This is a genomic window from Polynucleobacter sp. VK25, from assembly GCF_018687355.1.
GTDB lineage: Bacteria > Pseudomonadota > Gammaproteobacteria > Burkholderiales > Burkholderiaceae > Polynucleobacter.
Window position 1 is genome coordinate 381,282 of record NZ_CP061288.1, and the last position, 12,844, is coordinate 394,125.

The following is a 12,844-nucleotide window of genomic DNA, read 5'->3' on the forward strand; positions in this document are numbered from 1 at the left end:
ATAAGAGGTCCGACTAGGCCAATAGTAGAAATACTGTTGGCCTATTTTGTAGTGAGGCACAGGCAGCTTCATTCGGGTAGCGTTTGCGCCAATCTGCAATCGATAGTGTTGTGATCATTTCCGATGGCAGGCTAAGATCCACTCCAAGACAGAGCAAGCTTTGTGGCGCTAGCGAGTTGATGCAAGCCATCAGCATCGCAGTATTGCGATAGGGCGTCTCAATCCAAATTTGCGTTTGTTGTAATTTGCGAGACTCCACTTCTAATTGCTTTAGCTTAGCTGTGCGCTCATGTGTGTCATGAGGCAAGTAGCCCTGAAATGCAAAGCGTTGACCGTTGAGTCCACTTGCCATTAGGCCTAACAAAATAGAGCTAGGGCCAATCAGTGGTTTTACTTTGGCGCCCAGCTTATGTGCTGCCAATACTAGCTCTGCCCCAGGGTCTGCAACACCAGGTACGCCTGCTTCAGACATCAATCCCATGTCATGTCCAGCAAGTAATGGTTTGAGTAAATCTGCGGGCTTTACGGAGTCACCATACTTGGCGTTACGTGCAGCACCACGCCATTCACTCATTTGCATTTCTTGAATAGTGCATACCAATGGAGAAACAGAGTCAATTGCTTTTAATAGCGCCCGCGCTGTCTTGGCATCCTCAACAATCCAATGTTTTAACTTAGCGGATTGTGAAATCGTTTCAGATGGCAGCACCCAGGGTAATTGTTCTACACGACCATCATCGCCCAATGTGTTGGGAACCAAATACAGAGTGCCGAGTGTGCTCATGAATAACTTTTTCTTATTTCTTGGGTGGAATTACGAAACCAGCATCACGTAATAAGCCTGTTAAGGCAATCAGGGGTAAGCCAATTAAAGCGGTTGGGTCAGCACTCTTGATTGACTCTAGTAGGCTGATGCCAAGCCCTTCTGACTTGGCACTACCAGCGCAATCATAAGGTTCTTCAGCCATCAGGTAAGCCTCGAGAGCGCTGTCTGGAAGTTTGCGAAAGGTGACTTCAGTAGGAATGCATAACGTAGTTTGCGCTTCACCCTTCATCAAACACAGTGCTGTTTGAAAGGTTACAGTTTGACCACGCATGAGTTGTAGCTGCGCTAGTGCTCTTTCAAAATTTCCGGGTTTGCCAATCGCTGCGCCACAGAGATCCGCAACTTGATCAGAGCCAATCACCCAAGTATCTGGATGTTGTTTAGCAACCGCTGCTGCTTTGGCATGTGCTAGGCGTAGCGCTAAATCAAGGGTGCTCTCGCCAGTAAGTGGTGTTTCATCGACCTTCGGTGAAATGACTTCAAATGGAATACGCAGACGCTCTAATAGTTCGCGGCGGTATTGGGATGTAGATCCCAGGATTAGGGGTGGGTTTTGGAAACTACTCATGGTGTTCTGTGCTTTCAAGTGCAGCTTCATTTAGACTGATGCTATGAATCGTAATCAAGTTTTACCTCAAGTCGAACTATCTGCTGAGCCTAGCGCTTTAAAGAGGATAGATTTTTGTGCCCCTCAATCTTACAAAGGCGCAGGATTTCTTGGCATCCTAGACATGCCAAGAGTGGCAGAAGAGGCTTCGGCCGTCAGTCCAGGCGATGGCTTTCATTGGTCTGTGGAGACTTATTTTGAAGATTCTCCTGGAAGCGAGCCTCATCAAATTCTCGAATTAGGCCTAAAAGGGCGTCTAAACCTCATCTGCCAGCGTTGTTTGCAGGATTGTGCGGTTGATTTGGACGAAAAACGTCGATTTATTCTGGTTTTGACAGATTCTGAGGCCGATGAATACCCTCTTGAGGACGAGGAGCAAGAGCCCCTGGTCGTAAATCAACACTTCAACCTCCTGGAAACCATTGAGGATGAGGTTTTGCTGTCTTTGCCGCTGATTCCAAAACATCCCGATGGTTTTTGTGAGCCCCATGCATCCACCTTTGGGGATGGGGATGAGGAGGGGGCCTCAAATGAGCGGGAAAATCCCTTTAACATATTGAAAAATATGAAGAAAAACTGAAATCTGAGGTCTGATTTCAGCTGTTGTTTTAAGTATCTTTTGTCAATAAATCAAGCATTTAGGCGTATTTCCATGCTAGAATATCGCCTTGCTTAGGAGTTCAATATGGCCGTTCAACAAAACAAAAAATCACCTTCCAAACGTGGCATGCACCGTGCGCACGACTTCTTGACCGCACCTGCTACGGCTGTTGAAGCCACAACTGGTGAGGCTCATTTGCGCCACCACATTTCACCTAACGGCTACTATCGTGGTCGTAAAGTTGTTAAAACTAAAAACGACTAATTTTTTAGTCTAAACAGATTGAAGCGGCTCCAGTAAAAGCCGCTTTTTTCTTGGATAAATCAATTGCAGCAATCAATGAGCTTATGAGCGTTACTCTCGCTATTGATGCCATGGGCGGAGATCATGGACTCGTCGTGACGGTTCCAGCTGCCTGTGATTTTTTAGAAAAACACTCTGATGTGAAGATTGCCCTTGTTGGCGATCCCGATTTAATCAAGCAAGCCTTGAGTAAATCCCCCAAAGCTCCTATGGAGCGCATTCAAATTATTCCTGCTAGTGAAGTTGTCTTGATGGATGATCCTATCGAGGTTGCCTTACGTCGCAAAAAAGATTCTTCCATGCGTGTTGCCATCGAACAAGTGAAAGAGGGCGCTGCTGATGCTGTGATCTCTTCTGGCAATACTGGCGCGCTCATGGCGATTTCTCGCTATATTCTGAAAACACTGGATGGCGTTGATCGTCCTGCGATTGCTGCTGCTATCCCCAATGAACTTGGGCTCGGCACGACTATGTTGGATCTCGGAGCGAATGCCGACTGTGAGCCTATGCATTTAGTCCAGTTTGCCGAAATGGCTAATGTGATGGTGCAAGTGGTGGATGGCAAACAAAACCCTTCAATTGGCCTTCTTAATATTGGTGAAGAAGTGATCAAGGGTAATCAGGTAGTGAAGCAAACCGGTGAACTACTTCGTCAAACTGCTTTAAATTTTTATGGCAATGTAGAAGGCAATGATATTTTCAAAGGCACTACAGATATCGTGGTGTGCGATGGTTTCGTTGGTAACGCTGTTCTAAAAGGTAGCGAAGGTTTGGCAAAAATGATGAGCGGATTGATTCGCCAAGAATTTAATCGCTCATGGCTTACCAAGTTAATGGCGATTTGCGCTATGGTGCCATTGCTGAGAGTTCGTAAGCGCGTTGATCATCGTCGTTATAACGGCGCGGTATTGTTGGGTTTGCGTGGTTGCGTAATCAAGAGTCATGGTTCTGCTGATCGCTTTGCCTTTGGCTTTGCTTTAGACCGCGCCTATGAAGCAGCTAAGAACCGCATGGTAGAGCGTATTGCTGCAGCGTTTGTGGTGGAGACAAAAGAATGAGTATCTTTGCAAGAGTGGCCGGTACTGGTAGTTATCTTCCCGAGTTGCGCCTAACCAACCAGGATTTAGTTGAGCGTCTCGCCAAAACTGGCTTAGAGACCAGCGATGAGTGGATTAAAACACGTAGTGGTATTTCTGCGCGTCACTTCGCGGCTCAGAATGAGTTGACGAGTGATCTAGCAGTGAAGGCTTCACAAGCTGCATTAGATAGCGCAGGCATTACCTCTGAAGATTTAGATCTGATTATTTTGGCTACGTCTACGCCAGACCATTTAGGTGGCTTTCCAAGTACGGCTTGTGTAGTGCAAGACAAATTAGGCGCACATACTGCTTGTGCAGCTTTCGATGTGCAAGCAGTATGTGCTGGCTTTACTTATGCACTTGCTATTGCAGATGCGTTTATTCGTTCTGGTTCATACAAAAAAGTATTAGTGATTGGTGCTGAGACCTTCTCACGCATCCTCAATTTTCAAGATCGCGGAACTTGCGTCTTATTTGGCGATGGTGCTGGAGCTGTCGTGCTCGAGGCCTCTAAAGAAGCAGGCATTTTATCTACTGCACTTCATGCTGATGGTAGTCAGCGCGATATTTTGTGCGTTCCTGGGCGTGCTGGGAATGGTGAAGTGCATGGCTCACCATTCATGACCATGGACGGTCCCGCTGTCTTTAAGCTTGCTGTCAAAGTCTTAGAGCAAGTCGCACATGAGGTGCTTGAAAAAGCGAATCTCAAGCCTGAGCAAATCGATTGGTTAGTGCCGCATCAAGCCAACATTCGCATTATGGAAGGCACAGCCAAAAAGATGGGCATGTCCATGGATAAGGTAATTGTTACCGTTCATGAGCATGGCAATACCTCAGCTGCCTCTATTCCATTGGCACTGGATTCTGGAGTGCGCTCTGGACAAATCAAGCGTGGTCAACATCTTTTGTTAGAGGGTGTTGGTGGTGGTTTCGCTTGGGGCGCGGTTGCCATTAAATATTAAGAACAGTTCACCTCTTATTTATCCATCTCTTTAATTTCTTTCACTAGCGAATTAATCACATGACATTTGCATTTGTATTCCCAGGTCAAGGCTCTCAATCTGTCGGTATGCTCAACTCTATTTCTGAGCGTCCAGAAGTACGTGCAACATTACAAGAGGCTTCCGAAGCCCTGGGTGAAAATGTTGCAAAGCTCATTGCTGAAGGCCCTGCAGAGGCTTTGTCATTAACTACCAATACGCAGCCTGTGATGTTGACTGCTGCTGTGGCTTTTTATCGCGCCTGGTTAGCTGCGGGTGGTCCCGCCCCTAAGGTGATGGCTGGTCATAGTCTTGGCGAGTACTCTGCATTGGTGGCTTCTGGCGTGATTGCTTTTAAGGATGCAGTGCCTTTAGTGCGTTTCCGTGCTGAAGCGATGCAAAGTGCTGTGCCAGTGGGTACTGGCGGTATGGCGGCTATTCTAGGTTTAGATGATGCAGCCGTGATTCAGGTTTGTGCTGAAGCTAGTGCAGCATCTGGTGGTGTAGTTGAAGCTGTGAATTTCAATGCCCCCGGTCAAGTGGTCATTGCGGGCGCAAGTGATGCTGTTACCAAAGCATGCGAGTTATTAAAAGCAGCTGGCGCTAAACGTGCATTGCCATTGCCAGTATCTGCACCATTTCATTCTTCTTTGTTGCAACCCGCCTCTGAAAAACTCAAAGGCTACTTGGCTAATATTGAATTTAAGGTCCCCAGTATTTCCGTGATTAATAACGTGGATGTTGAAATCTTGAATGACCCTGCAGCAATTAAAGATGCATTGGTGCGTCAAGCTGCTAAGCCGGTACGCTGGCAAGAAACTATTCAGGCCATGGCCTCTCAAGGTATCACTCAAGTGGTGGAGTGCGGTCCTGGCAAAGTATTGGCGGGCCTTACTAAGCGCATTAATGATCAAGTTACTGGTGTGCCAGTATTTGACGAAGCTAGCTTGAATGAAGTTCTGGCAAGCTTCAAATAAAATCGATAAATAAAATACAAGAAGTATTTAAAACAGCGGAAGACAAATATGAATCTCGACTTAAGCGGACAAATTGCCTTAGTAACTGGTGCCTCACGTGGAATCGGTCAAGCAATTGCAGACGAGTTAGTGAAGTGCGGCGCTAAGGTGATTGGCACTGCTACCTCAGAGAGTGGTGCTAGAGCGATTGATGAGCGTTTGAAGGCTTCGGGCGGCGCCGGTAAGGTATTGAACGTAACCGCGCCAAATGCTTGTGAAGAAATTATTGATTTGATCGTAAAAGAGTATGGCGGCATTAATATTTTGGTAAATAACGCGGGTATCACGCGTGATAACTTGTCAATGCGCATGAAGTCTGATGAATGGACTGACGTGATTGATACCAACCTCAGTTCAGTTTTTCGCCTGTCTCAAGCGGTGATGCGTCCAATGATGAAAGCACGTAGTGGCCGCATTATTAATATCACTTCTATTGTTGGTCATATGGGCAATCCTGGACAGGCAAATTACGCTGCTGCAAAAGCGGGCGTTTCTGGAATGACTCGTGCCTTAGCTCGTGAAATTGGCAGTCGAAATATCACTGTCAATTGCGTGGCCCCTGGATTTATCGATACCGATATGACCCGTGCTTTGAGTGAAGAGCAGCAAAATGCCCTAAAAGTGAACATTCCTTTGGCTAGATTGGGTAGCCCAGAGGATGTGGCCCAGGCAGTGGCATTTTTAGCCTCTCCGGCTGCTGGTTACATTACGGGTAACACCCTACACGTCAATGGCGGACTCTATTTAGCCTAACGGCAAAGCAAGGATTTGGTCATTTTTAGGCGAATTTGCTAATTCGGTCCGCCAAACTGATAAAATCCTTTCATCGTTTTTACAACCCCTGGGGAAATTAATGGACAACATCGAACAACGCGTTAAGAAAATCGTCGCTGAGCAATTAGGCGTCGCAGAAGGAGATATTAAGAATGAATCTTCTTTCGTGAACGACTTGGGCGCTGACTCTCTTGACACTGTTGAACTGGTTATGGCTTTAGAAGATGAATTCGGCATCGAAATTCCTGATGAGGAAGCTGAAAAGATCACTACAGTTCAGCTCGCGATCGACTTCGCTCAATCTAAAGCTCAGGGTTAATTCCCTAGCTTAGGTACTACTGTGTCAGTATCAAATGGCCGACGCCGGGTAGTTGTTACCGGCCTTGGCCTCATCTCACCTGTTGGTAATTCAGTTGATGTAGCTTGGTCTAATTTGCTCGCGGGCAAATCTGGCATTGCTACCATCACTAAGTTTGACCACACTCCGCTTAGCGTTCATTTCGCTGGAGAGGTGAAAGATTTCAATGTTGAAGAATATGTTTCTGCCAAAGAAGCGCGTCACATGGATACTTTTATCCATTACGGCATCGCTGCTGGCACGCAAGCTATTCGAGATAGTGGTTTAGAGATTACAGAGCAAAACGCTGAGCGCGTTGGCGTCATGGTTGGCTCCGGTATTGGCGGCCTGCCGATGATTGAAGAAACAGGTGCTGAGTTATTGGCTCGCGGCCCACGTCGCATCTCACCATTCTTTGTTCCGGGCTCAATCATCAATATGATTTCTGGGCACCTCAGCATCTTGTTTGGCCTTAAAGGCCCAAACGTTGCTGCGGTCACTGCTTGTACAACTGGTTTACATAGCATCGGTTTGGCTGCACGTTTAATTCAGTATGGTGATGCGGATGTAATGGTTGCCGGTGGTGCTGAATCCACGATCTCTGCTTTGGGTGTTGGCGGCTTTGCTTCTGCAAGAGCGTTATCTACTCGCAATGATGATCCCGCAACTGCATCACGTCCTTGGGATAAAGACCGCGATGGTTTTGTTCTCGGTGAGGGTGCTGGCGTAGTAGTGCTTGAAGAATACGAACATGCTAAAGCTCGCGGCGCAAAAATCTATTGCGAACTCCTTGGCTTTGGCATGAGTGGTGATGCGTATCACATGACCGCTCCAAATATGGATGGTCCACGCCGTTGCATGGTCAATGCAATGCGTGATGCAGGCTTGAATGCTGATCAAATTCAATATATCAATGCTCACGGTACTTCTACGCCGTTGGGTGACAAGAATGAAACTGGCGCTATTAAGGCCGCTCTTGGCGACCACGCTAAGAAGACCTTGATCAATTCCACCAAGTCTATGACAGGTCACCTTTTGGGTGGTGCTGGTGGTTTGGAGTCCGTTTTCACGATTTTGGCTCTTCATAACCAAAAATCGCCACCTACGATCAATATCTTCAATCAAGACCCTGAGTGTGACTTGGACTACTGCGCCAACACCGCTAGGGATGTGAAGATTGACCATGCAGTCAAAAACAATTTTGGCTTTGGGGGTACTAACGGTACCTTGATTTTTGGCAAACTGACCTAATATTCTAATTATCTTCATTGTTGGTCTTTACCAAGTAGGTCTATAGCATTATGAAAAAGTACTTAATTGCGCTCATGGCTATTTTTAGTCTTGGGCAACTGACGTTCATCTCAACAGCTTCTGCTCAAAATCCGCGGGTGACCATTCCTGACTTTGCAGATTTGGTTGAACGCGCTAGTCCAGCCGTTGTGAATATTCGCACTACTGAAAAAGTAGTAGTGCAGCAGGCTCAAGGTGGGATACCTGGAATGCCTGAAGATCAAGCTGAATTTTTTCGTCGCTTCTTTGGCGTGCCTATTCCTGGTATGCCGAATGGACCTAAGCAGGCGCAACCAAATCCTGGTAAGCCACAAGAGGCAGATCGAGGCGTGGGCTCTGGATTCATTATTGAATCTAATGGATTAATTTTGACTAACGCGCACGTCGTTGAAGGTGCCACTACTATTTATGTGACCTTAACTGATAAGCGTGAGTTCAAAGCAAAGTTGCTGGGTATGGATAAACGTACTGACGTAGCGGTTGTCAAAATTGAAGCGCGTGATTTACCAAAGTTGCCCTTAGGCGATTCATCTAGGGTGCGAGTTGGTGAATGGGTTCTGGCAATTGGTTCTCCATTTGGCCTTGAGAACACGGTCACAGCAGGTATCGTCTCAGCCAAGAGTCGCGACACTGGCGACTATTTACCCTTTATCCAGACAGACGTTGCGGTGAATCCAGGTAACTCTGGTGGCCCACTCTTAAATACCGCTGGTCAAGTGATCGGCATCAACTCTCAAATCTTTAGTCGCTCTGGCGGCTACATGGGAATTTCATTTGCAATTCCGATTGATGAGGCAATGCGTGTTGCAGATCAGTTGCGTACCAATGGCAAGATGACTCGTGGCCGCATTGGCGTTGCCTTGGGTGAGATGACCAAGGAAGTGGCTGAGAGTTTGGGTTTGGGTAAACCACGTGGAGCTTATGTTCGTAACGTTGAACCGGGTGGTCCCGCGGCTGCTGGTGGAATTGAAGCAGGCGATGTGATTCTGAGCTTCAATGGCAAAGATATTTCTAAGTCCACCGATTTGCCTAGAGTCGTTGGTGAAACCAAGCCAGGTACTTCTGTGCCTGTGCAAGTTTGGCGTAAGGGTGGAGCTCGCGATTTAAATGTTACTGTCACGGATACTGAATCTACTCAGGCGGCCATCAAGAAGCCGGATACACCCGCAGCAAATAGCAGTAGTGCGAACACCCTCGGTGTTAGCGTCAGCGAACTTTCAGATGCCAAAAAGAAGGATTTAAATATCAAGGGTGGGGTTGAGGTTACCGGTTTAGGTGATGGCCCCCTGGCTAAAGTCGGAATTCGACCTGGAGACGTCATTATTCGGGTTGCAGATGCTGATATTACGAGTGTTAAGCAGTTTGAGGCGCTGGTGAAGGGTTTGGACGCCAATAAGGCTGTTCCGGTCTTTATTCGCCGTGCTGACAGCACTTTGGTAGTCCCTGTAAGGCCTAAATAACCCTATTTTGGGCCTAAAAATGGGGTTTGGCGCCTTTTGGGCGCCACCCCATTACAATCACTTTAAGACGACTTTTTGCAGCGCATCATCGTGGTGCGTTCTGACAAGGCGTTTTTTGAATGACCTATTAAGACGCTATGGATTTAATCCGCAATTTTTCTATCATCGCCCATATCGATCACGGCAAATCGACGCTTGCCGATCGCATTATTCAACTCTGTGGTGGCCTCTCCGATCGCGAAATGGAAGCTCAAGTTCTCGACTCAATGGATATTGAGCGTGAGCGCGGCATCACCATTAAGGCGCAAACAGCCGCTTTAAATTACAAAGCTAAAGACGGCAAGATCTACAACATCAACCTCATCGATACCCCGGGGCACGTTGACTTCTCTTACGAGGTGAGTCGCTCATTGTCTGCTTGTGAGGGCGCCTTGTTAGTGGTGGATGCTAGCCAAGGCGTTGAGGCGCAAACGGTTGCAAACTGTTATATGGCTCTAGAGCTGGGTGTTGAGGTTGTGCCCGTTCTCAATAAGATTGACTTGCCACAAGCGGATCCTGATCGCGCTAAAAAAGAAATTGAAGACGTGATTGGTATCGATGCGTCTGAAGCAGTGACCTGCTCAGCCAAAACTGGCATGGGTGTTACGGATGTGATCGAAGAAATGATTGCCAGGGTACCGCCGCCAAAGGGCAATGCAACAGATCCATTGCAAGCTTTGATCATTGACTCTTGGTTTGACAACTACGTAGGTGTTGTCATGTTGGTGCGTGTTGTGAACGGCACCTTAAAACCAAAAGAAAAAATTACTTTAATGGCTAATGGCTCAAGCCATTTAGTTGAGCACGTAGGTGTGTTTAGTCCGAAGTCAGTAGATCGCCCAGAGTTATCTGCAGGTCAAGTGGGCTTTGTGATTGCTGGTATTAAAGAATTAAAAGCTGCCAAAGTGGGCGACACCGTTACACATACTCCTGGACAGCAAGGCAGAGTGCCTGCTTCAGAGCCACTGCCTGGTTTCAAAGAGGTGAAGCCGCAAGTCTTTGCTGGTTTATATCCAGTAGAAGCTAGTGAATATGACCAGTTGCGTGAGTCCCTTGAAAAGCTCAAGCTAAATGATGCTTCACTCTTGTATGAGCCAGAGGTATCGCAGGCTCTTGGGTTTGGATTCCGTTGTGGCTTCTTGGGTTTGTTGCACATGGAGATTGTGCAAGAGCGCTTAGAGCGCCAGTACGGTATGAATCTCATCACGACCGCTCCAACGGTGGTGTATCAAGTAGAACAATCTGACGGCACGCTCATGATGGTGGATAACCCATCGAAGATGCCAGAGGCTAGCAAGATCAATACCATTCTTGAGCCGATCGTGACGGTCAATTTATACATGCCACAAGAGTATGTAGGGGCGATGATTACCTTGTGCGTTGGTAAGCGCGGTATTCAGATGGATATGAATTACCTAGGTCGTCAGGTCAAGCTCACATATGAGCTGCCGATGGCTGAGATTGTCTTGGACTTCTTTGACAAAATGAAATCCATCTCACGTGGTTACGCATCTATGGATTACGAGTTCAAAGAATATCGGCCGGCAGATGTGGTCAAAGTCGACATTCTGATTAATAGCGAGCGGGTTGATGCCCTTTCTGTGATTGTTCACCGCAGTAATAGTCAGCATCGTGGGCGCGAAGTAGTTGCGAAGATGCGCGGCATTATTCCTCGTCAAATGTTTGATGTAGCTATTCAGGCGGCAATTGGTAGCAATATCGTTGCGCGTGAAAACGTCAAAGCTCTGCGTAAAAACGTTTTAGCTAAATGCTACGGCGGCGACATCTCTCGTAAGCGTAAGTTATTAGAGAAGCAAAAAGAAGGCAAGAAACGTATGAAGCAAGTAGGTAACGTGGAAATTCCGCAAGAAGCCTTCTTGGCTATTCTGCAGGTGGAGGATTAATGAACTTTGCTTTAGTCCTTTTCATCTTGGTGATTGTTTCCGGCATCGCTTGGGTTGCAGATAAATTGCATTTTGCACCGCAAAGACGTTTGGCCGGTAATGACCGCATGCCTTTATGGCTTGAATACACTGCTGGCTTCTTCCCTGTCATTTGCGCAGTCTTTGTCTTACGCTCTTTTATTGCTGAGCCTTTCAAGATTCCTTCGGGCTCAATGATTCCGACATTGCAAATTGGCGATTTCATTTTGGTCAATAAATTTACCTACGGTATTCGCCTTCCAGTGTTGAATCAAAAGGTAGTTGACTTAGGTTCGCCCAAGCGTGGCGATGTGGTGGTGTTCCGTTACCCACGAGATGAGTCAGTGGATTACATTAAGCGTGTAGTGGCATTGCCAGGTGATGAAATCACGTATGAGAATAAGCGTCTGACTATTAATGGCCAAGCATTGCAATACAGTGGTGGCGAGCCGTACCTCGATCCTGAGAACATGCGCTATGCCAAGCGTTTCACAGAAACCTTCCCAGCAGACTTGGGCGGTAATCGTCATGACATCCTCAATGATCCGGATCGCCCTGCAACTGTATTTCCGACCGAGCGTTTTCCGGGTTCTGAGTTTTGCCAGTATCAACAATCTGGCGTGACCTGTAAGGTACCTCCAGGGCATTACTTCGCCATGGGTGATAACCGTGACAACAGTGCAGACTCACGTTACTGGGGTTTTGTGCCGGATAAAAATATCGTCGGCAAAGCCTTCTTTGTGTGGTTAAACCTAGGTAATCTTGGCCGTATAGGCGGATTCGAGTAAAAATCATGAATGCGCGCGCCGTTATCGAAACTGGGCCGCTGCAAGAGCGCCTTGGCTATACCTTCAAGAAGATTGAACTACTGAATCAAGCCTTGACTCATCGTAGTCATAGCAAGAAAAATAATGAGCGACTTGAGTTCTTGGGCGACTCTATTCTCAATTGCGTAGTGGCAGAGATGCTCTATGAGCGCTATTCTGATTTAGATGAGGGTGACCTCTCTCGTGTGAGGGCAAACTTAGTAAAGCAACAGGCTTTATACGAAATCGCCCAAACTTTATCTTTATCTGATTACCTGCGTTTAGGTGAGGGTGAGTTGAAGAGTGGCGGATTTCGTCGTCCCTCAATTCTGGCTGATACCTTAGAGGCAGTGACTGGCGCCATCTTTATGGATGGCGGTTTTGAAGCCGCTAAGGCAAGCTTACGTAAGCTATATTCCATTATCTTGGCAAACGTAGATCCGAAAACCTTGGGTAAAGACGATAAGACTTTATTGCAAGAGTGCCTACAAGGCTATCAATTGCCATTGCCAACCTATAACGTTACTGGCACTACTGGCGCGGCACATAATCAGCAGTTTGAAGTAGAGTGCCTCATACCTAGCCACAAAGTGGCAGTCAAAGGTGGGGGCGCCTCACGTCGCGCCGCTGAACAAGCAGCCGCCAAGTTGGCCTTGATTGCCATGCTCAAAGCGTTGCCCCAAGAATCTCGCAAACCTAAGAAGACTCGATCGGCTAAAAAGAAGGCAGCTAAAAAAGAAGTGACCGAAGAGCAGTTCAATCTCAAGCTGAAGGGCTAATCGTGTTTAGATGCGGCACCATCGC

Annotated in this window: 14 protein-coding genes; 12 read left to right on the forward strand and 2 right to left on the reverse strand. The window is 47.1% G+C overall.

Annotation, left to right across the window (positions count from 1 at the left end):
* Positions 1–13: 13 nt before the first annotated feature.
* Together AOC21_RS02115 and AOC21_RS02120 are read right to left on the reverse strand one after the other, a co-directional pair.
* Positions 14–784: an SAM-dependent methyltransferase gene (locus AOC21_RS02115; protein WP_215392167.1), complete on the reverse strand. Its 771-nt coding sequence runs from the start codon at positions 782–784 to the stop codon at positions 14–16.
* A 13-nt stretch (positions 785–797) separates the two neighbouring features.
* Positions 798–1,394 carry a Maf family nucleotide pyrophosphatase gene (locus tag AOC21_RS02120; RefSeq protein ID WP_215392168.1) on the reverse strand — a complete coding sequence of 199 codons (597 nt, stop codon included), beginning with the start codon at positions 1,392–1,394 and terminating at the stop codon, positions 798–800.
* 43 nt (positions 1,395–1,437) lie between these two features.
* Between AOC21_RS02120 and AOC21_RS02125 the strand changes: the two genes are divergently transcribed.
* From AOC21_RS02125 to rnc, 12 genes are all read left to right on the forward strand, one after another.
* The gene (locus AOC21_RS02125) at positions 1,438–2,013 is read left to right on the forward strand and encodes a YceD family protein (RefSeq protein WP_215392169.1); all 576 of its coding nucleotides are present in this window, start codon (positions 1,438–1,440) and stop codon (positions 2,011–2,013) included.
* A 105-nt stretch (positions 2,014–2,118) separates the two neighbouring features.
* The gene (rpmF, locus tag AOC21_RS02130) at positions 2,119–2,298 is read left to right on the forward strand and encodes a 50S ribosomal protein L32 (RefSeq protein ID WP_011902241.1); all 180 of its coding nucleotides are present in this window, start codon (positions 2,119–2,121) and stop codon (positions 2,296–2,298) included.
* Positions 2,299–2,381: 83 nt separating this feature from the next.
* Complete coding sequence (gene plsX, locus AOC21_RS02135; protein WP_215392170.1) at positions 2,382–3,395, forward strand: phosphate acyltransferase PlsX; 1,014 nt, start codon at positions 2,382–2,384, stop codon at positions 3,393–3,395.
* Complete coding sequence (locus AOC21_RS02140) at positions 3,392–4,378, forward strand: beta-ketoacyl-ACP synthase III (protein ID WP_215392171.1); 987 nt, start codon at positions 3,392–3,394, stop codon at positions 4,376–4,378. The genes plsX and AOC21_RS02140 overlap by 4 nt, the downstream gene beginning before the upstream one ends.
* 59 nt (positions 4,379–4,437) lie before the next feature.
* Entirely contained in the window at positions 4,438–5,373 is a 936-nt protein-coding gene (gene fabD / locus AOC21_RS02145; RefSeq protein WP_215392172.1) for an ACP S-malonyltransferase, read from the forward strand.
* A 48-nt stretch (positions 5,374–5,421) separates the two neighbouring features.
* Positions 5,422–6,165 carry a 3-oxoacyl-ACP reductase FabG gene (gene fabG, locus AOC21_RS02150; RefSeq protein ID WP_215392173.1) on the forward strand — a complete coding sequence of 248 codons (744 nt, stop codon included), beginning with the start codon at positions 5,422–5,424 and terminating at the stop codon, positions 6,163–6,165.
* Positions 6,166–6,265: 100 nt separating this feature from the next.
* On the forward strand, positions 6,266–6,505 hold the full coding sequence (gene acpP / locus AOC21_RS02155) for an acyl carrier protein (RefSeq protein WP_071464736.1): 240 nt from the start codon (positions 6,266–6,268) through the stop codon (positions 6,503–6,505).
* A gap of 21 nt (positions 6,506–6,526) precedes the next feature.
* The gene (fabF, locus tag AOC21_RS02160) at positions 6,527–7,774 is read left to right on the forward strand and encodes a beta-ketoacyl-ACP synthase II (RefSeq protein ID WP_215392174.1); all 1,248 of its coding nucleotides are present in this window, start codon (positions 6,527–6,529) and stop codon (positions 7,772–7,774) included.
* Between the two features lie 50 nt (positions 7,775–7,824).
* Positions 7,825–9,273 (forward strand): DegQ family serine endoprotease, encoded by a 1,449-nt coding sequence (locus AOC21_RS02165; protein WP_251371549.1) that lies wholly within the window; start codon positions 7,825–7,827, stop codon positions 9,271–9,273.
* 137 nt (positions 9,274–9,410) lie between these two features.
* Positions 9,411–11,216, forward strand: coding sequence for a translation elongation factor 4 (lepA, locus tag AOC21_RS02170; protein WP_215392175.1), 1,806 nt, complete (start codon positions 9,411–9,413; stop codon positions 11,214–11,216).
* On the forward strand, positions 11,216–12,022 hold the full coding sequence (gene lepB / locus AOC21_RS02175; protein ID WP_215392176.1) for a signal peptidase I: 807 nt from the start codon (positions 11,216–11,218) through the stop codon (positions 12,020–12,022). Before lepA ends, lepB begins: the two co-directional genes overlap by 1 nt.
* A 5-nt stretch (positions 12,023–12,027) precedes the next feature.
* Positions 12,028–12,819 carry a ribonuclease III gene (gene rnc, locus AOC21_RS02180; protein WP_215392177.1) on the forward strand — a complete coding sequence of 264 codons (792 nt, stop codon included), beginning with the start codon at positions 12,028–12,030 and terminating at the stop codon, positions 12,817–12,819.
* The last annotated feature ends 25 nt before the right edge of the window (positions 12,820–12,844 follow it).